The following is an 18,742-nucleotide window of genomic DNA, read 5'->3' on the forward strand; positions in this document are numbered from 1 at the left end:
CCTCACTGCCAACCCTTTTCAATATACAACACTAGGTTGGTGGAGCGATCCGGCGCCCTACAAGGCAAAGACAGTCAATACACCGCCCAGCCTGGAGAAAGATCCGATTGAACGGTAAGCGCCAACTGCACCCAAGCCCTCAGTATCCCCTTCAAGCCCAGCGGCAAAGCCAATGCCGGCCCAGCCGCCCAACCCCGACAGCACGGCTATATACTGCTTGCCATCGTGCATATAAGTATTGACGTTACCGATGATGCCGGAAGGTGTTTTAAAGCGATAAAGCTCATCGCCTGTCGCGGCATCAACTGCTTTAAGGTAGCCTTCCAGCGTGCCGTAGAAAACCACGTCGCCGGCCGTTGCCAGCGCACCGCTCCAAACGGAGAATTGCTCTGACTTGGACCATTTTATTTTTCCTTCGCCCGCATCCCAGGCAATGAAATTCCCAAGGTTGTTGGTGCCATCCCCCGTTACTCTACCTGCTGGGAACATAGACAGGGTAGCGCCTATGTATGGCTGCCCCGCCGTATAGCTTACTTCAAATGGCTCGTAGTCCATGCAGACATGATTGGTTGGCACGTAAAACATGCCCGATTTTGGCGAGAACGAGGCCGGCTGCTGGTCTTTAGAGCCTAAGGCGGCCGGACAAATGTTTTGTGAGTTCACGTCTGCGCCGTTGTACTGGGTGCTATACTGGTCAACGACCTGCGGACGACCGGTTTCCATGTCGATATGGGTTGCCCAGTTCACCGCAGGATCAAACTTCTCTGCAACCAATAGCTCGCCGGTCACGCGGTCTAACGTGTAGCCAAAACCATTGCGATCAAAATGCACCAACGCCTGGCGATCTTCGCCTTGCACCTTGATGTCTGCCAGGATCATTTCGTTGATGCCGTCATAATCCCACTCATCATGTGGGGTCATCTGGTAAACCCATTTTACGGCGCCTGTGTCCACGTCCCGCGCCCATATGGTCATTGACCAACGGTTATCTCCTGGGCGTTGTGTCGGGTTCCAGGTGCTGGGGTTGCCCGATCCATAGTACATCAAATTCAAGTCAGGGTCATAAGAATACCAGCCCCATGTGGTGCCGCCTCCAATTTTCCACTGGTCCCCTTCCCAGGTATCAATGCCAGAAGCGGCTCCGACCGGCTTGCCCATATCAGTGGTCACGCCAGGCTCGATTAATGTGTCTGAATCCGGGCCCATTGAGTAACCTCGCCAAGCCAAAGAGCCATCCGCGATGTAATAAGCCGTAATATGCCCACGCACACCAAATTCACCACCGGAAATACCGACGATAACTTTGTCTTTAACAACCATCGGTGCGGAGGTGCCGGTTGCCCCCGCTGCGGGGTCGCCGTTGACGACCTTCCAGACTTCTTTTCCTGTTTTGGCGTCCAACGCAACCAAAGTGGTATCGGCCTGATACTGGAAAATCTTATCGTCAGCATAAGACACGCCGCGATTAACCGTATCGCAACACATCACCGGGATAACAGTCGGATCCTGCGTGGGCTTGTATTCCCAAATCACCTGACCCTCATTGTTTAAGTCCAGTGCAAAAACATTATTTGGAAACGGCGTATTGAAATACATGACATCACCGATCACCAACGGCCCGCCTTCGTGGCCGCGCAGCACGCCAGTTGAAAATGTCCACACTGGGCGCAAGTCCTTGACCGTTTCAGTATTGATTTGATCCAGTTCGCTATAGCGATGGTTGGCATAATTGCCAGTGGGCATCACCCACTGCGAAGAATCTTTTGATAATGCGATAAGTTGTTCATTAGCCCGCGCCGGTCCGGCCATCAGTGCAACCAGGAAAACAAGCGAAGTTATGAGAGCCTTTAACGAGTTTGACAGTTTCATTTTTCCACTCCTAAATTAATGTCTATGTTACGATAAAATACCACACTAACAGTGTACATCAAACAATGAGGTATAACCAGTATTTATTTGCATGTATTGCCATATGCATCGATACACCGCCTCCAGGATATAAATGGCTCTGGGAGCGGTTGTTAGTGGTACAGCGTGCACGCCGGGCTGCACTCGAATGTCATTGTGCGTCTGTCATTCTTTATCCTTCAATAATGGCATGTTTGAGTGATTTAATGTTGGTCGCAAACAGTGTTTCATCCACTGATTTTATCTGCTGAATGGCGACTATTCCCACTCTGACTCCTGGTAAGCGCGCAAGACATTGCGTGGGTGAAAAGTCTCCATCAACCGCCAATCGCCAAACGATGTCGCGTTGTTTGAGGCGTCCTTGTTGCTAATTGTCTGTTCAGCGTCCACCAGAGCGGATTGCAAAGAGACTCCGTCTAAAATTTGCTGCCGAATACCGTTCATCAAGGCGGCAAAATACTGCCATTGCTTTTGCCATTTCCCCCGCCAGTCAGGCTCTGGTCGCCCATGTCCCGGCACAATCAAATTTGCCGAATACGCCTCGATCACATTGCGACTGTTTAGCACCCCTTTCAGACTCGCCTCAAAGGTGGGCACGTGGTCCACAAAAAACATATCACCCGCCCATAGTGTTTGGTTTATTTCATCCCAGAGCACTAGATCATGATTAGTGTGGGAGACTGGCAATGCACTAAGGCGTAAATCGCGTCCGCCAATACTGACCGTCACTGGCTCATCAACGACTTGTATGCGATTAGCATAATTCTCAAGCGAAAATGAAGAAAGATGGCTTGCCTGCGTTGTTTCCCCTCCAAGCGCGTCATTTAGCCGCGCAATATCCTTGGCCATCCGCTGAGCCAGCGCGGGCACTAAGGCGTGATTTACGAGCAGTTGCGCGTTGGTTTTCTCAAGCAGCGTAGGCAAACCCATCCAATGGTCTGGATGGGCATGGGTGATGATAATGTGACTGATGGGTAATTCAGAAATGCGTTGGATTTCGCTCAACAGCTGTTCAGCGACGAACGATGAACCGCCTGAGTCAATAATCGCAATGGAATGTCGGCCAATTAATACCCCTATGTTGGCTATATCCCCTTGATTGCTCGCATTAAGCAAGGCCACCTCTCCATAGTGAATATAGCTGCGGCTCGACTCAGGAGAGGCTTCTGCAACAGTGTTTATTTGTTGGAGCGGTTGCAGGAAAGAGTCTGCTTGAACCACCCCAGGCAAACAGAATAAACCCAGTAATAACCCAGCCCGGTATAGCTTTCGCATGTGAACAGGGAATAAATTTGCTCTACAACGAGTGTGAATATTGGGATAAATCCTGCTCATTCTCTACCCGCCAAAAAAATCACGCGCCTTTCAACCGATTGATTATGTTATGCTATTCCCTAGTGGAATTCATCGCGGGAATTTCTGTCGGCATGGTGAAATCAATTAAGCCTTACGCCAATTAAACATGACGCCACTATTCAAGCATTTCGTTACAAATTGCGCAAACACAAGACACCGCATAGTCATCTGATCATAGTCATCTGATACTGTATGCATTTTGGTTTTATGCCGAAGCAGCATGTCGATTGTGCGCGGGTCGATTGCGCGCGGTCGATTGCGCGCGGTCGGTTGCTCGTGCGGCATTATAAACCACTGTATCAAATGTGTCATTAACAAAACAGTTTGTAACCATTAGAGCCGCCTGCATCCAGGCAGAGAAAAAACATGCATGCTAAAACAACGCCCCTGGCCTCGGCCCTCTCTGGTCAGCACATTGTGATGGTCATGATTTTCGTTATGGCAATAGTTTGGGTATTTAAAGTCACAGCCCAAGAGACCTCAGCGGCGGGAAAAAACAACGCGGTCAGCGATGCATTTAAACACCATGGCGAATACATCAACCCCAATGGCGATGGTTATCCAACAGCGGTTAAAGTAGAATATGTCATGGGTTGCTTGGCCGCTAACGGAATGGATCTTGGAAATCTGGCAAAGTGCTCTTGTAGTATCGATTATATCGCCGCGCAACTTTCATTTGAAAAATACACACAGGCAGACACGGTGTTAAGGGCGCAACTTGATCAAGGCACCAAAGGCGCAGTATTCCGGGAATCCGGGTGGGCTAAAGACATGGTGAATGAATTGCAGGCGATACAATCCGCATCATCATTAGAATGCTTTTAAAGCCCAATATCCTCTTATATGCCAGCGCTGCCCGTTGGTATTCCTTGCAATCTGGAAAAATGCGGTTGGGCGTTTACATTTTGGACGATGATGACCATTGTCGTTCAAAAAGTTTGAGCTTTGAATCAACGGCATAGATATCAATCGTGCCACCCGTTTTTTTTGCAATGAAATCAAAGCGCAAGGTCGGGTTTTCGCTGAGAGAGAAGTTGGTTTCAAGATTGAGCATCTCCTCGTCATTATATTTCACCCCGATCGTGTGAATAAAGTAGGGGGGAATATAAAGCCGAGTAATCTGATCAAACTGCATACCAGAATTATTGGGATGCTTGATCTGGAAATTAAGCCGTATACGTTCGTGATTTTCACCCGTTACCGGACTGGATTCGAGTTTAAGTTTAAATTTGCCCACATTTGCCAATGCCGCTTCAGCATCGCCTGAGGCCGGCGCCGAACAACCGCCGGAAGCCTTGACATATCGAGTTACCATATAAGCCTGATCTTGATTGGTAATCGCCACGGCTCTTACATAGGTGTATTCATTAATTCGGATGCGCGTTTCGAGGTTTTGCCAGCCCGTATTGGGCGGAAACGTAAATTTACCTGACAGGGGCGCCGGGTTGTTATCGGCGAACAGATACAACGTTTTAATATATCGCTCAGCGGTCTGTGTTTGCAATGCCTTGACTGAAACAGGCACGAGCGCCGCATCATAGGCGCGCTCGGGCGCCTCCAGGCTAATCAGCGCGCTGCCGTCCCGTATTTCACGATCTCCCAGCACTTCACGCTTAACCGTCAGCCAACGCGGAGTGATATTCGCTCCTTCATTAACACCTGATGAGTCATTATAGCCGCTCAATGGATTGTTCAATGGCGCCACGCTGACCGCCAACGCTGATTCACCGCCGGTCAAGCTCAGCAACAATACGAATACACCGCAGCGGATGCGATGCGCCGTAAACAGACGAATGCTTTGTCTAAATACCGGGATTGCTGTCATCGGTTGCCTCCAAATAATTTCTGCTGCGTTAACCAAATTTATAACTCAAACAATAGAAAAATAAATCAACCTGCTTACACCGAAGCGTATTAATCAGTTCACGTACTCTGCAATCGCGCGCGCCACAACCCCCAGATTCTCTTCTATCCGAACAGGTTGCTCACATAAGTCTACCAGAATATTTTCTCGATTGCGGAAGATTTGCTCAACCACTGCTATCTCTTCAGTCAGCGGGTCAAAGGATGTTTCTGTCGCTGACAAATTATCTCGTTGCTCAAGCAAGGAGGTCAAACGATGCGCCAGGCCTTTTTGTTTTTTCGTGAATTTCTGGATGCCCTTTATATATTTTTGCCGCCTTAGATTAAACTCGTTAAGTGTTGCCATAAACAAACCTGTTGCGGTTTCTGATCGATTAGCCGAACTCGTGTCACCCAGAAATTGATCAATCAGCGCGATCTCATCGTCACCAGCAGAAAACCGACTAGCCACTTTAGCGGCCAGGGTTTTAATTTTCGCATTTGACCGCCATCGGTCAGCGAGTTTCTCATCAAGCGGATAGGGCCAGACCACGGCGGCAGTGACTGTAGCCACTAATATTTGCGCACAGGGCCAATCATTTTCCTGCGCTTGCACATTCGCTTGCGCAACAATCATCATCCCCAGCAATAATGCGCCGGCTTTTGGTGATGTCATTTGTTGCTGTTCAGGGTTCAAATGTTTTACAACTCTGTTTATGACGGGTTCACTGAAGATACAATAGTTAGCGATAATATATGATTGTTCTGATGCCCAAATTCTAAGGACCAGCCCGAGCAGTCTATCGGATTTAACATGTTTTGACCGCAAATCCGCAGATGACGATTAACCCGGTTGATTGAATTCGTTCCATAGCTGTACTTGCGCTCTAGTCGCAGGCTATGACTTGATCACAGTAAGCTGTCAAATTATTCCATAACCCGACCTTAGACCTGTTCCATCCTGGTGTTGCCGTTGCGTTTGGGGTCATAACCCATAATCGCTAAAAACATGAAAATCACGGCACAGACGGTTACGATAATAAGCGCCTTTGCGCTGAATTGCCCGTATAGGGAAAACCGAATCAATTCAACGACGTAGGTAAATGGGTTCCAGTTACATAGTTTGAATAGCCAGGGAGAGACGTCTTCAATTTTCCACAATGGATACAATGCGGATGAAGCAAAGTACATGGGGAAAATAACAAAGTTCATGATCCCGGCAAAATTTTCCAGCTGCTTGATAAATGAGGAGAGCAACAAACCCAATGCGCCGAGCATTATTCCGCCAAGAAAGATCGCGGGCAGCACCGATAAATAGCCGATAGCGGGCGGCTGGATATTCCATAAATAAGCAATGATTAGAAAAACAGCGCATTGAAACAGCGCGATAACCACGCTGGCAAACAGGCGACAGCACAGCAAAATCCAACGTGGCAATGGTGTGGTGAGCAATATTCGCATACTGCCCAGTTCGCGGTCATAGACCATCGATAAGGAGCTTTGCATGCCGTTAAACAGCAGAATCATCCCCAGCAATCCCGGTGTAATGTACTCCTCGTAAAGTATATACGTCTCATAAGGCGGGATAATTGATACGCCCAATATCGAGCGGAAACCCGCTGCGAAAATAAACAGCCATACCAGTGGGCGAACCAATGCACCGAAAAAGCGCCCTTTCTGATGCAGAAAACGTAAAAACTCGCGTTTTATTACCCCATTGAAACAGCGCCAAATGTGAATAAAGCTCATCTGTTTATCCCATCTTTCAAACCATGCCGCGCTAATGTCTGAGACAAACTGAGGCGCGCTTTCGCTTGCTCAGGCGGTCCGGTGATTTTTAAAAAAGCGGCTTGAATGGAATGACAACCCTGCGTCTTGATGACTGTATTTGCTCGATTATCGGCCAATATTCGCCCCTGGTGCAGGATGGCCACGGGGTCGTCATCGAGCACTTCATCAACCAGGTGTGTGGCCCATAGGACACTGACCTTGTGCTGGCTGCAAAGCTGGCGGATAGTTGCAATAAAGTCATATCGGCTTTTAACATCCAAACCGGTGGTGGCTTCGTCCATCAACAATAACCGGGGCGAATGGAGCAGGGCGCGCGCTAATTCCACGCGCCGTTTTTGGCCGCCACTCAGTGTTGCCACCGTCTGTTTGACCTGCTCCGAAAGAGCAACTAATGCCAGCAGTTCTTCAATTCGCCTTTTAGCGTGAACTTTAGACAAGCCTTGCAAGGCGGCATAGTATTGCAGATTTTGCAATACGCTCAAACCGGGCTCCAGCGTTTGTTGTTGAAACACAATCCCCAAATGCCGTAAGGCCGACATAGGCCGTTTATTGATATCTTCACCAAAAATACGGATTTGCCCCAGGCTGCACGCAAATAAATAACTGAGTAGCGAGAATAGTGTGGATTTACCCGCGCCGTTGATGCCCATTAACACTTTGAAACTGCCCGCTTCAACCGTTAAACTCACATTATCCAGCACCCGTTTTTGCGCCTTCCCATTGCCATAGGAAAAACAAACATCACGAATAGAAATTGCCGCCGGGCTTTGCTCAGTCGAATGCTTCAACTGTTTTCTCTTGTTATTTAATGATACGAGCGGGCATTGGTGACCACCGCCCAGGGCGCACGGCCAACTTTGATGGTTTTAATGACTTTGAGTTTATCAACATCCACAACGGACACATCGCTACTCACGCCATTAGTTGTGAACAGCAAGCGTTCATCGGGCGAGAAATCCAAGTTCCAAACTCGTTGTCCGACCAATAGATATTTTTCCACTTTAAAGGTTAGAGCATCGACCACCGCAATTCTGGCGGCTGGCCCCAGCGCAACGAAAGCTTTATCTCCGGCCCGGTTAATTGCGATGCCAACGGGTTGTATCGCAGACTTATCGATGCCTGGAATCTCAAAGTGAATGACATGAATAATTTTGCGCAGTGCGCTGTCGATGACACTCACAGTGCCCCCAATTTCCGAAGACACCCACACCTGCATGCCATCAGGTGTAAACTGAGCAACACGCGGACGACTATCGACCAATACATTACTGACAATAGCCAGAGTTTCCAGATCGATAAAATGTGCCATATTGGTCGTTTCCGAGGTGCTCACCAACCACTTGCCATCGGGGCTTATTCCCACCCCTTCCGGCTCAATACCCACCGGGATTTCCTTGATCTTTTGTGCGCTTTGGACATTGACAACCGTGACCATATTATCATCTTCATTAGCAATATAAAGCCGCTGACCATCGGGGCTGAGGGCCATGAGTTCGGGGTCGGGCCCGGAGGGCAGTGTGCCCACTAACTTGCGCGTTTTCAGGTCGAGCACCTGAATGATGTCGTCCTCGCCCGCAGCAATATACAATTTGGTTTTATCCTGGCTGAGCGTCAAACCTCTTGGACGCTCACCGACTGCTATTTTATCGATCACCTTAAAAGTTTCACCATCAATCACTTCAATGGTGTTGTCTTTTTCACTCGAAACATAAACTTCGAAAGATTCCGCTGCTGTTTGAAACAATAACAGCATACTGGAGAACAGTACGCCCGACACCGCTTTTCTAAATATTGTTTTAGGCATTGGTCTGTTGTCTTTATGGGTTATATCAAATGCTAAAAACCCTGCGCTTTCTCGCTTGTTTTTGCCTTGCCTTGTCTGCGCTCGCAATGTTTTGCAGAGATCGCATGCTTATTAATCAACCGCCGGCATAGTACAGGTTTCGCATTAATTTTTAAAAGCGCCGCATCGCGTTTGCGGCCGGTCCAGTCCCAGCGTATCCAGCGCGCTGAATTGATGCAAAAACCCTGCCTGCGGCGACACGGACACTAACATCCGCGGCGCAGCCAATAAAATAGGTTGGCGCAGCTGCCCATTCCAGTTTCTAAAATTAAGCGCCACGCCTTTGAATGCAGCCAGTTGAAATTCGTTGCTCAATAGTTGAGTTCGCACCGCATCGACATCCGTCGAATTGATGCGGGTAACGGCTTCACCAAGCGCGCGCCCGGCCACCCAGGCCGCATAATCGCGTTCAGTCATGTATCGACCATTGGCTTGCTTGCTAAAGCGCCGTTGAATCTGAGTCGCGCCCCAAAGTTCATTCGCGCGGTGCCAGGCGGTCGCGATCAGACCTTGCGTTCCGACTACGGGACGCGGTATATACGTTTGATAGGGTAAATATTCACCAAAATTGTCATCCTCATCCGCCACCACAACCACATCGTAATTTTCGCCCCTGGCCTGCGTCATCAAGGAAACCTCCTGTTTGGCGGTAACATGACCCGAGTCGACCAGGCGGCCGCCGTATTCAAAGCGCCATTCTTCTTTAGCGACAATTTTGGCATTGAATTTTTTAGCGGCGTTTTCAATCGCATCGGCATAAGCGCGGTCGTTAGCATGCTTGCCCACCACCAGCAACCATTTGTTCCAGCGCTTGACCAGCAAATATTGTGCGAGCGCATCTGCCAGCATCGCTCGATCGGGCAGGATGTGCAATACATTGGTTCGACAGTGTTGCTCGCGTAATGCAATTGATTTATCCCGCACATTAAAAAACAAACGCCGGGGGATTGGATCAAGGCCGTCGACAATGGCTAGCAACTGTTTCGCAGGCAAATCCACGATAACAAATGGCTTGTCGGTTTGGTTTACGGCATCAATTAATTGTTGATTGTCTGCATCATGGGGAAATATGAGCTCGTCCAATTGATACTGGTGCCCCAGAAACTGCCCCGTGGTCGCGTTATCATCCATCGCCAACCGTATCCCTGGCAAGCCCCCATCCGTCGTGATTTGCTGAACCAGGGCCAGCGGCTTTTTCCCGGAATATTCCTGTCCCAAATAGAGCACCTTTACCTTGATATCAGATTCAGCCGCCCAAAGGAAGGGGGCGAGCACGGCAATAAACAGCAGCCATATAGTCAGAAAAACCAGCTGGGCCAGGCCCATATTATCGCCGTATATACAACCGAAACCGCGACGCTGTCGGTTGAGCCAATCTAGTGTCTTCAGTCATATAGCATTAAGGATGAAACATTATCGCAGGCTGAGGCGAGCACCGAACCACCACCCGAAAATCGCGCCTTTTTCGATGCACTGCATTAGGGAACAAAACCAAAGTTTATCAAATCACCCGCCTAAATATACACTGATGGAGACGCCAATACGCCCCAATATTAACTGGCCATGAAAATAATGACTATGCGCATAACCTTCATGGATATTCGATGCGAGCGGCTGGCGCTTTCGTGCGCTCACGGAACAAGACAATTAATAGAGGACGCCTTGCTTTAGCGGCTACGTTACCGATTGATTCCCGTTTCCGCGAATTTTCGTTTCAAACAGTTAAAACAATCTCCCAGCCCGGCACGATCAGCCGCATTGGGAAACCGTTTTCGGGCCGCGCGTACTCCCCGTTCTGATACAAAGCCAGCATGCAGTCCGCCAATACTTTATCCAGCGGAATGCTCATGCTAAATCCGCTGGGGTCGGCACCCGTCGCAATTAACCATTTTGCGCGCGCAATAATCCGCCACCATCAGGGCATCGCCGCCGGAGCAGGAAAACGCCGCAATGCGGTTGCCTCCTGGCGCGCCTGAGATGGCCATAAATTTTAGCGTTTCCAGCAAAATTTCAGGTGCCTCAACACGCGCTACGCCGAGCTGGTCGAACAACGCCTGATGCGCTTCATCCGCGCCCGATAGGGTTGCCCGCCTAACTGCGCGCGGTTTGGATTACCCCCCAAACCGGGCCGTTGAATCTGGCCGCGCATTGGCCGGCCGCGTAATCCGCATCGCGCCGATAAATGCGATATGACGCGGCGCCAACAGCCTGGATCAGTTAGCCTGGATCAGTTAGCCTGGATCAGTTAGCCTGAATCAGTTAGCCTGAATCAGTTAGCCTGAATCAGTTTTGTCGCTGTTTTTGGTTCAACCGCCAGCTTCTCTTAGCAAGGCTCGGGAAATAATGTGTCGCTGGATTTCCGAGGTGCCGTCCCAAATTCTATCCAGTCGAGCATCGCGCCATATTCGTTCAATGGGCAGTTCTTCCATCAGTCCCATGCCACCATATATCTGAATCGTGCTATCCGCCGCCCGACCCACCGCCTCCGAGGCAAATAATTTTGCGATGGCCGCATCTTCATTTTTCATCATGTCATGGTCGGCTTTTTCGGCGGCGCGCATGACCAGCAAGTCCGATGCCTTTAAATCCATGGCCATGTCCGCGAGCTTAAACGAGGTGCCTTGGAATTTTCCGATGGACTGGCCGAATTGTTTGCGTTCAACCGCCCAGGCAGTCGCCAGCCCAAGCAATCGTTCCATCTTGCCGCAACAGCCTGCCGCCACCCACACGCGCCCCATGCGCAACCATTGGTCGGCCAATTCAAACCCTTTATGTTGTTCGCCCAGAATTTTGGATTGATGCACCCGACAACGGTCAAAGGTCAGTTGCCAAGTGGGGTAGGCGCGCTGCGCCGCGCAAGTCGGGCCACGATCAATGCTAAACCCCGCAGTTCCGGCATCAACCAGAAATGCAGTAACCAATTTACGCTCGCCGCGCCGGGTTTCGGTCACGCCGGTTTGCGCAAACACAATGGCGAAGTCCGGGATCACCGGGCTGCTGATGAAATGTTTTTTGCCATTGATCACAAATTGCTCGCCGTCGCGCACCGCTTTGGTTTGCATCGACATAATATCCGAGCCCGCGCCGGGCTCAGTCAATGCAAACACCTCGTGCTTTTTTCCGGTCGCGCACGGCGTCAAGTATTCCTCGATTTGCTCGCCTGCGCACGCCATCAAAATTTCCGACGGGCGATGCGCATGCCCATGCAGTCCATAGCTGGTCTTGCCAAACTCCCTTTCCATCAGCGCCAGGCATTTGTAATCCAGCCCGCCGCCGCCGACCGAAGCCGGTAAATTTGGCGCATAAAACCCCATGTCCAACGCCTTGCTCTTGATCCGCGCGCCTAATTCATCGGCCACCTCGCCAGTTCGGTCAACTTCCGCTTCATGCGGCGCCAACTCCTGTTCAACAAATGCGCGCACCGAGGCGACCAGCATGTGCTGCTGTTCGGTTAATGGGTAATCCACAGTGATTCTGATCTCATAGTGATTCTGATCTCATATTAAGCCATGCCTTGTCATCTCGAAAAATGCCCTGTGCATGATACCAATTTTCGCCGCCCTCGTTTAAACTCATCCCGACACTCATCCCGAGCGTTAAACCTTACAATAGTTTTCGTGGAAGAAAATCGTGAGCGAATCTGAACAGGACATTATTCTGGCGGAAAATGGCGCGGTCTTCGAGATCACCATTAACCGCCCCAAAGTCAACGCCATAGACCTCCCGACCAGCCGCAAGATGGGTCAGGCATTGGCGCGCTTTCGCGATGACCCGAAGTTGAAAGTGTGCATCATCACCGCCGCCGGAGAAAAAATATTTTCCGCCGGCTGGGATTTGAAATCCCTGGATAGCGGCGCGACCCAACTGGATAACTGGTGGGAAAATGAAGATGCCAGTCTGGGCGGATTTGCTGGCATTACCGAACTCTGGAATCTAAACAAGCCGGTCATCGCCGCGCTCAATGGACTGACCATCGGCGGCGGATTTGAAATCGCGCTGGCGTGCGACTTGATTATCGCCGCCGAGCATGTCGAATTCGCGCTGCCGGAACTGCCGCTCGGCATGATCCCCGACGCGGGCGCGATGCAGCGGCTGCCGAGACGCCTGCCCTATAACATCGCGCTTGAAATGCTGTATCTCGGACGGCGCATGCCGGCCGCCGAGGCCGCGCGTTATGGCATGATCAATAAAGTGGTTCCAGCCGAGCAACTGATGACGACGGCGCGGCAATGGGCTGCTCAGTTGGCGCAGGTCGCGCCGTTGGCGCTACAATCCATCAAGGAGGTGCTGCGCGCCGTGGACGGCGCAAGCATTCGAGACTCGTTTCACAAAATGCGCAACGACAAGTTGCCCACCTATCGGGAGATGCTGCGCTCCAACGATGCGGCCGAAGGGGTAAAAGCCTTTGTTGAAAAACGCAAGCCGGACTTCCACGGTCAATAATAACAAGAGACAATAACAAGGCGCGCAATTATGCTGACCGCAAATCCACAAGCCGTCAAAAACATCACCTGCATCGGCGCCGGCCCTATCGGCGGCGGCTGGAGCGCGCATTACCTCGCGCGTGGATATAACGTCACAACCTACCTCCACGATACCGCAGAAATTGACGGCTTGCATCGCTTGCTGGAAACCGCATGGCTTAGCCTGACGGAAATGGGGTTGGCGCCCGGCGCATCCCTGGATAACCTTGAATGGACAACATCATTAGAGGACGCCGTCGCCGATGCCGAGTTCATCCAGGAAAGCATTCCCGAAGCGCTCGAGTTAAAACAGAATCTGTATCAAAAACTGGGAGACATCGTTGACCCCAATGTGGTGATCGCATCCAGCACCTCCGGGTTGTCAATGACCGACATACAATCTCATTGCCGCACACCGCAACGCACGCTGGTCGCGCATCCGTTTAACCCGCCGTATCTATTGCCGCTGGTTGAAATGGTCGGCGGCGAAAAAACCAGCCGCGAAACGGTGGCATGGACTGAACGGTTTTATAAAGCCGCCGGCAAAGCGCCGTTGGTGATGAACAAAGAAGTGCCGGGCTTCATCGCCACGCGGCTGCAAGAAGCGATTTGGCGCGAAGCGTTGCACATGGTGGCGAATGGCGAGGCCACGGTGGAGCAAATCGACCACGCCGTGGTCAATGGCCCGGGACCGAGATGGGCGTTGATGGGGCCGTGCGAGATTTTCCATGTTGGCGGCGGCGAAGGCGGCATGGCCTACTGCCTGAATCAGTTCGGTGCGGCATTGAAACTGCCGTGGAGCCGTCTGGTCGCGCCGGAACTGACTCCGGAATTGCGCGATGCGATGGTGGATGGGTGCGCGGAAATGTGCGCTGGCGCGGATTTTTCCTCATTGAGCCGCAAACTTAACCGCGGCCTGGTGGAAATCGCGCAAATAAAATCAAGATTGGCGAATGCGCAGCGATCCGGTGCGGACAAGTCATTATAACGAGACCTTTGCATAATCCACTCCCGCCCCACCAAACTGGTAAAATAACACCCATCAAAACAACCTTGAGGATGCCCCCGAATCTCCTTCTAAAAACGTCGCTTCGGAGAAAGTGTCCCCAAGATTGATTAGTGGAGTGAAACGACCCTCCCCCAGTTGCGACAGCGAAGACATTTTTTGCTGCTGCTATGAATCATAATGCCCCTGTCTTCGCCTCATCAGTATAAAACCAAAGGCAATAACAAGCAGAGAAATTGCCGACGCCGCCTGAATGCTTTCCCATCCAAGTCCAAACAGGAGAAAGCCTACGGAGAATGATGCAGCCAGGTTTATGCCATCCGCAAACAGTTCGTTGGCTCTTTGTCCAAGGTGAGAATCTTCGGCTTTCAGGCTGCGGAACAGCAGCGTTGTGCCGCCAAGATAAAGGAAGTTCCAGCCGATGCCAAACAATGAGAGCGCGGCGGAAAACGAGAAAACACGGCTTGATGCCGATATCCAAACTATGGATAACAGATAGCAAAACAGGCCGGTGTATATCATTCGGGCTGCGCCAATTTTATCCAGCAAAACACCGGATACTAAAAATGGAACAAACATGCCGAGAAAATGATAGGTCATAACCTGTTCGGTCATTTGTATCGGGTATCGGTATATTGTGGTCATGATCAGAGGGGGCGCATTCATTAACAGCGTCATCAACCCATACCCTCCGGCGCATGCGATAACGCCACGGGTAAAATTCGAGCGGCCAAATAAATCGAATAATCTCACCCTTGCGCGCCGACGATCCTTGCCGCCGTTGCCTTGTGTTGGCGCGGGCGAATGGAATTCGATGATAAAGCAAATAATTAACGCCCATAATTAATGTAATGGCATTGACCATTAATAACGCGATGCCCAGGCTGTGGTAGATGTCAGTCCGCAAAACATCGGCCAGCCGGGCCGGTAATTGGGGCCTAATAGGGCGGCGATTATTCCGCCACTTAGCACGATTGAGGCCGCCCGGCCATGCAGCCGCTCAGGGCTTGATTCCAGTGCGGCAAAACGCAAGAATCCTGTGCTGGCGGCGGCATGAACGTTGACGGCGACCGCGATCAACCCGAACCCGCCCGCGGACCTATAATCCTTGCCGACCGCACGATGGCTTGGATTGATGACACCGATGGCGCGCTATCGGCAACCCGCCGTGGCGACCTGATTTTGTCTCATATATGGCGAACCCGGACACGATAGTGGATTGACTCTTGAGGTTTTGTTAAAATTGTGCGGCAAAGAATCCGTACGATGTTCGGATGGTCATCGTGTCGGTGCGTTGACATTGGGAGCAGGAAGAAACAGGGCGAGTATTTTTCGGAGGGTCACGCACTGAGTTTGGTTTGTGCCGATTGATTGTTGTGTTGCAGATGATCCAGTATCATGTTTTACACCCCTATCGGGGCTTCGATGCTGGCATTGACTATTTTTCAGTCCAGGTTAATCGGTCATGGCTTATTATACGGATTTCCCAAATTCCGATTTAGAGTAATCAATTTTTGTTTAAAGCATGAGTTTTATTGATTCATGTTTATACCCTCAGGATTTTGTCTGGCGCTTCGCTGATTTGAGAGAATAAACGCTCGTCTTTCAAGGCGCCATGCCTATTATTGTTGGTGGTCTCATTATTCGGATGCGTGAATGACAACCGCCATCAGCCATGACATCTGTTGTCATGCGGTTTTTCCAACGTTAATCAGGCGGTGGATGAATGGGCTTAAACGCTGTGATCGCATACAGCGCGTGCTCCAGTCGGCCTCCGGCGCATCGAGGACATCCGGCCTGAGGCTCGCGCTCATCCTTGCGCGAATCGCGCCACCGATTTGTCGCTGGCCGCATGTGCAATGATGCGCGAGGGATAGCTTGCCGCATCATGCGCAAACGATTAACTCTGGCTCCGCTGGGCCGGAACTGTGCTGCCTGGGCGAAAATCAACCGCTGCCGCTTGGCCAGTGTGGGCGGCAGGCCAATCATCGGCATATCGCCCTTGTGGCGCTTATGCGTCCATTGCGGAATGTGATGATTCCTGCAAGCCATTATACCATCGAGGCTTGACTCCTGCTTTCGTTTGCCATGTCGGGGTTAGGGGATTTTCTTCAATCAAAGTCATCAACATCAATCACTTTGCGCACGAGGTCGCGCGTCTTGCCGAGCAACGATGATTCTTTTTTGGTGATGACTTTTTCCGCGACCAGTTGCGCCAGCCAATCGGTGTAGCTTTGTGTTTCAGTCGGCTGTTGCCCGGATTTTTTTAATCGCCTGCGCAACTCCTTGGTTTCCACCATTAATTCAAATGCGGATTCAAGCTGCGCAATAATATCGTCCGGGTCGGTTGAGATATACATATTCTGGGTGAGTCGATCTCGCGCCGCGCCCGGCGTTTGCAGCACATCCGACACGGCGCGGGACAGCGCATCGGTCGGCATATGCAAATACCGACCGCCGGGGAAAACAGCCACTCTCAGCAGTTTTCCAAAAATCCGATTGGGATAATTACGCAACACGCCGTCCAACGCCTGTTGCGCCTGATATAAAGCGTATTGACAGGCCCAGTCTGCCAATGGCGCTTCGTTTTCCGGTTCGCCATTGTCCTTGAATCGTTTCAAGGCCGCGGACGCCAAATAGAGGTTGCTCATGACATCGGCGAATCTTCCGGACAACATTTCCTTTCGTTTCAACTCCCCCGCTAACGAAAACAGGGTGATGTCGGCGAGCCAGGCAAACGCCGCGCTCAAGTGCTCGATGGTGCGGGAATGTTTTTTAATCAAGCCTCGCCCCGTTCCTGTCGCCAGCCAACCACGGCTTAGGCCATAACCAAAGGAGCGCATTTTATTACTCGAGATATGCTCGATATGACTGACCATGGCATGATCAAATTGATCAAGCCCCTCGACCTCATCCTGCATGGCTGCCGCCTGAATCTCTTTCAGTAAATACGGATGGCAACGCATCGCGCCCTGCCCGAATATGATCAGGCTGCGGGTTAAAATATTGGCGCCTTCGACGGTAATTCCAATCGGAATTTGTTGGTAAATTCTCGCCAAATAGTTTCCCGGGCCCATACAGATTCCCTTGCCGCCATGCAAGTCCATGGCATCATTCACCACCTTGCGCGATAAATCCGTGCATTGCTGCTTGACCATGGCCGACATCACTGCCGGTTTTTGCCCCAATGACAAAGCGGTGGTCATCAGCATCCTGCCGCTATCGAGCAAATAAGTCAGTCCGCCAATTCGCGCAAGCGCTTCTTCAATGCCTTCAAACTTGCCGATCTCGATACCAAATTGTTCGCGAATTCGGGCATAGGCGCCGCTGGTTCGCGCCGCCACCTTGGCCGCGCCGGCGGCTGCCGCCGGCAAGGATATTCCCCTTCCCGCGGCCAGGGACTCCATCAGCATGCGCCAGCCCTGCCCGACTTTTTCCTGGCCGCCGATAATCCATTGCATCGGAATAAACACCTCCTTGCCCCAGTTCGGGCCGTTTTGGAACGACCCATTCAGCGGCAGATGCCGTCTTCCAATGGACACGCCTTTGGCATCGGTCGGCACCAACGCGCAGGTGATGCCAAGTTCATGGTCGGGCCCCAATAAATGATCAGGGTCGTAGGCTTTGAACGCCAGCCCCAACAAGGTTGCAACCGGGCCGAGGGTGATATATCGTTTTTCCCAGTTAACCCGAAACCCCAGCACCGACTTGCCTTTGTATTTACCCTTGCAAGCCACGCCATAATCCGGCATGCCCACGGCATCGGATCCAGCCCAGGGATTAGTCAGCCCAAAACACGGCACTTCCTCGCCGTTCGCCAAACGCGGCAAGTAGTATGCCTTCTGCTGGTCGGTGCCGTAGTGCAGCAACAACTCCGCGGGCCCGAGGGAATTCGGCACCATCACGGTCACGGCGACGCTGCCGCTTCGAGTCGCCAGTTTTTGCACGATGCAAGACTGGGCATACGCGGAAAACGCCAAGCCGCCATATTCCTTTGCCGCATTAAGCCCGAAAAAATGATTATTTTTAATGAAGTCCCAAACGGCGTCCGGCAGGTCGTTCAACTCGTGCGTAATCTGCCAATCATCGGTCATGGCGCACAGCTCTTCAACCGGCCCGTCCATAAACGCCTGCTCCGGTTCGGTGAGTTCGGGTGTTTTGGCGTCAAACAGGACTTCCCAGTTTGGCTTGCCCGAAAATAATTCCGCGTCCCACCATACCGTTCCGGCGTCGATGGCGTCGCGTTCGGTCTGGGAGATCGGCGGCATCGTCCGCTTGACCATGCCGAATAGTCGGGCGCTGACAAACTGCTTTCTGGCTGCGGGCAAGAAATACAGCAACCCCATCATCGCCGAGAAAATAACAATGAATATCAGCGACAAGAATAGATTGGTGATGCCGAATATCATCGTTGCCAACAGCACGCCCGATGACGCAATCAGCCAGTTCTTGAACGGCAACTTGAGCCATACAAACCCAAAGACCAGTAACAACAGAATTAAAATAGTGACCATGAATGTCCTCTAACAGCGC

The 18,742-nt window shown here is 51.3% G+C and carries 16 protein-coding genes; 3 read left to right on the forward strand and 13 right to left on the reverse strand.

Annotated features, from left to right (window positions below; genetic code table 11):
* Positions 1–57 precede the first annotated feature (57 nt).
* Both ACP158_RS14995 and ACP158_RS15000 read right to left on the reverse strand, forming a co-directional pair.
* The gene (locus ACP158_RS14995) at positions 58–1,869 is read right to left on the reverse strand and encodes a methanol/ethanol family PQQ-dependent dehydrogenase (RefSeq protein ID WP_424946909.1); all 1,812 of its coding nucleotides are present in this window, start codon (positions 1,867–1,869) and stop codon (positions 58–60) included.
* 297 nt (positions 1,870–2,166) lie between these two features.
* On the reverse strand, positions 2,167–3,243 hold the full coding sequence (locus ACP158_RS15000) for an MBL fold metallo-hydrolase (RefSeq protein ID WP_424946910.1): 1,077 nt from the start codon (positions 3,241–3,243) through the stop codon (positions 2,167–2,169).
* A 387-nt stretch (positions 3,244–3,630) separates the two neighbouring features.
* Here ACP158_RS15000 and ACP158_RS15005 point away from each other — a divergent pair, with 387 nt between their 5' ends.
* Entirely contained in the window at positions 3,631–4,089 is a 459-nt protein-coding gene (locus ACP158_RS15005; protein ID WP_424946911.1) for a hypothetical protein, read from the forward strand.
* A 73-nt stretch (positions 4,090–4,162) separates the two neighbouring features.
* Here ACP158_RS15005 and ACP158_RS15010 read toward each other — a convergent pair whose 3' ends face one another.
* The 9 genes from ACP158_RS15010 to ACP158_RS15050 form a co-directional block, all read right to left on the reverse strand.
* A complete protein-coding gene (locus ACP158_RS15010) occupies positions 4,163–5,089 on the reverse strand; it encodes a quinoprotein dehydrogenase-associated SoxYZ-like carrier (RefSeq protein WP_424946912.1) in 927 nt (308 codons plus the stop codon).
* Positions 5,090–5,182: 93 nt separating this feature from the next.
* Positions 5,183–5,782 carry a hypothetical protein gene (locus tag ACP158_RS15015; RefSeq protein WP_424946913.1) on the reverse strand — a complete coding sequence of 200 codons (600 nt, stop codon included), beginning with the start codon at positions 5,780–5,782 and terminating at the stop codon, positions 5,183–5,185.
* A gap of 269 nt (positions 5,783–6,051) precedes the next feature.
* Positions 6,052–6,855, reverse strand: coding sequence for an ABC transporter permease (locus ACP158_RS15020; protein ID WP_424946914.1), 804 nt, complete (start codon positions 6,853–6,855; stop codon positions 6,052–6,054).
* Entirely contained in the window at positions 6,852–7,685 is an 834-nt protein-coding gene (locus ACP158_RS15025) for an ATP-binding cassette domain-containing protein (protein ID WP_424946915.1), read from the reverse strand. The genes ACP158_RS15020 and ACP158_RS15025 overlap by 4 nt, the downstream gene beginning before the upstream one ends.
* Before the next feature lie 17 nt (positions 7,686–7,702).
* A complete protein-coding gene (locus ACP158_RS15030; protein WP_424946916.1) occupies positions 7,703–8,701 on the reverse strand; it encodes a PQQ-dependent catabolism-associated beta-propeller protein in 999 nt (332 codons plus the stop codon).
* Positions 8,702–8,845: 144 nt separating this feature from the next.
* Positions 8,846–10,066 (reverse strand): branched-chain amino acid ABC transporter substrate-binding protein, encoded by a 1,221-nt coding sequence (locus ACP158_RS15035; protein WP_424946917.1) that lies wholly within the window; start codon positions 10,064–10,066, stop codon positions 8,846–8,848.
* Positions 10,067–10,454: 388 nt separating this feature from the next.
* Positions 10,455–10,589 carry a molybdopterin-dependent oxidoreductase gene (locus tag ACP158_RS15040; protein WP_424946918.1) on the reverse strand — a complete coding sequence of 45 codons (135 nt, stop codon included), beginning with the start codon at positions 10,587–10,589 and terminating at the stop codon, positions 10,455–10,457.
* A 1-nt stretch (position 10,590) separates the two neighbouring features.
* Entirely contained in the window at positions 10,591–10,791 is a 201-nt protein-coding gene (locus ACP158_RS15045) for a hypothetical protein (RefSeq protein WP_424946919.1), read from the reverse strand.
* 255 nt (positions 10,792–11,046) lie between these two features.
* A complete protein-coding gene (locus ACP158_RS15050) occupies positions 11,047–12,207 on the reverse strand; it encodes an acyl-CoA dehydrogenase family protein (protein ID WP_424946920.1) in 1,161 nt (386 codons plus the stop codon).
* A 163-nt stretch (positions 12,208–12,370) separates the two neighbouring features.
* On the opposite strand from ACP158_RS15050, the gene ACP158_RS15055 reads away from it, so the two are divergent.
* Positions 12,371–13,183, forward strand: coding sequence for an enoyl-CoA hydratase-related protein (locus tag ACP158_RS15055; protein ID WP_424946921.1), 813 nt, complete (start codon positions 12,371–12,373; stop codon positions 13,181–13,183).
* Positions 13,184–13,213: 30 nt separating this feature from the next.
* Positions 13,214–14,191, forward strand: a complete 978-nt coding sequence (locus ACP158_RS15060) for a 3-hydroxyacyl-CoA dehydrogenase NAD-binding domain-containing protein (RefSeq protein ID WP_424946922.1) — start codon at positions 13,214–13,216, stop codon at positions 14,189–14,191.
* Positions 14,192–14,377: 186 nt separating this feature from the next.
* On the opposite strand, the gene ACP158_RS15065 is transcribed toward ACP158_RS15060, so the two are convergent.
* Positions 14,378–14,809, reverse strand: coding sequence for a hypothetical protein (locus tag ACP158_RS15065; RefSeq protein ID WP_424946923.1), 432 nt, complete (start codon positions 14,807–14,809; stop codon positions 14,378–14,380).
* 1,511 nt (positions 14,810–16,320) lie between these two features.
* Complete coding sequence (locus tag ACP158_RS15070; protein WP_424946924.1) at positions 16,321–18,723, reverse strand: acyl-CoA dehydrogenase; 2,403 nt, start codon at positions 18,721–18,723, stop codon at positions 16,321–16,323.
* Positions 18,724–18,742 lie beyond the last annotated feature (19 nt).

This window comes from Candidatus Spongiihabitans sp., assembly GCF_965247905.1.
In the GTDB taxonomy this organism is placed as follows: domain Bacteria; phylum Pseudomonadota; class Gammaproteobacteria; order Arenicellales; family Poriferihabitantaceae; genus Spongiihabitans.

Bases quoted from the DNA above. Each gene is read 5' to 3' on its own strand.
- ACP158_RS15030 (WP_424946916.1), bottom strand. From the start codon at position 8,701: ATGCCTAAAACAATATTTAGAAAAGCGGTGTCGGGCGTACTGTTCTCC.
- ACP158_RS15000 (WP_424946910.1), bottom strand. From the start codon at position 3,243: ATGAGCAGGATTTATCCCAATATTCACACTCGTTGTAGAGCAAATTTA.
- ACP158_RS15070 (WP_424946924.1), bottom strand. From the start codon at position 18,723: ATGGTCACTATTTTAATTCTGTTGTTACTGGTCTTTGGGTTTGTATGG.
- ACP158_RS15060 (WP_424946922.1), top strand. From the start codon at position 13,214: ATGCTGACCGCAAATCCACAAGCCGTCAAAAACATCACCTGCATCGGC.
- ACP158_RS14995 (WP_424946909.1), bottom strand. From the start codon at position 1,869: ATGAAACTGTCAAACTCGTTAAAGGCTCTCATAACTTCGCTTGTTTTC.
- ACP158_RS15005 (WP_424946911.1), top strand. From the start codon at position 3,631: ATGCATGCTAAAACAACGCCCCTGGCCTCGGCCCTCTCTGGTCAGCAC.
- ACP158_RS15040 (WP_424946918.1), bottom strand. From the start codon at position 10,589: ATGAGCATTCCGCTGGATAAAGTATTGGCGGACTGCATGCTGGCTTTG.
- ACP158_RS15015 (WP_424946913.1), bottom strand. From the start codon at position 5,782: ATGACATCACCAAAAGCCGGCGCATTATTGCTGGGGATGATGATTGTT.
- ACP158_RS15020 (WP_424946914.1), bottom strand. From the start codon at position 6,855: ATGAGCTTTATTCACATTTGGCGCTGTTTCAATGGGGTAATAAAACGC.
- ACP158_RS15010 (WP_424946912.1), bottom strand. From the start codon at position 5,089: ATGACAGCAATCCCGGTATTTAGACAAAGCATTCGTCTGTTTACGGCG.
- ACP158_RS15035 (WP_424946917.1), bottom strand. From the start codon at position 10,066: ATGGGCCTGGCCCAGCTGGTTTTTCTGACTATATGGCTGCTGTTTATT.
- ACP158_RS15065 (WP_424946923.1), bottom strand. From the start codon at position 14,809: ATGACCTATCATTTTCTCGGCATGTTTGTTCCATTTTTAGTATCCGGT.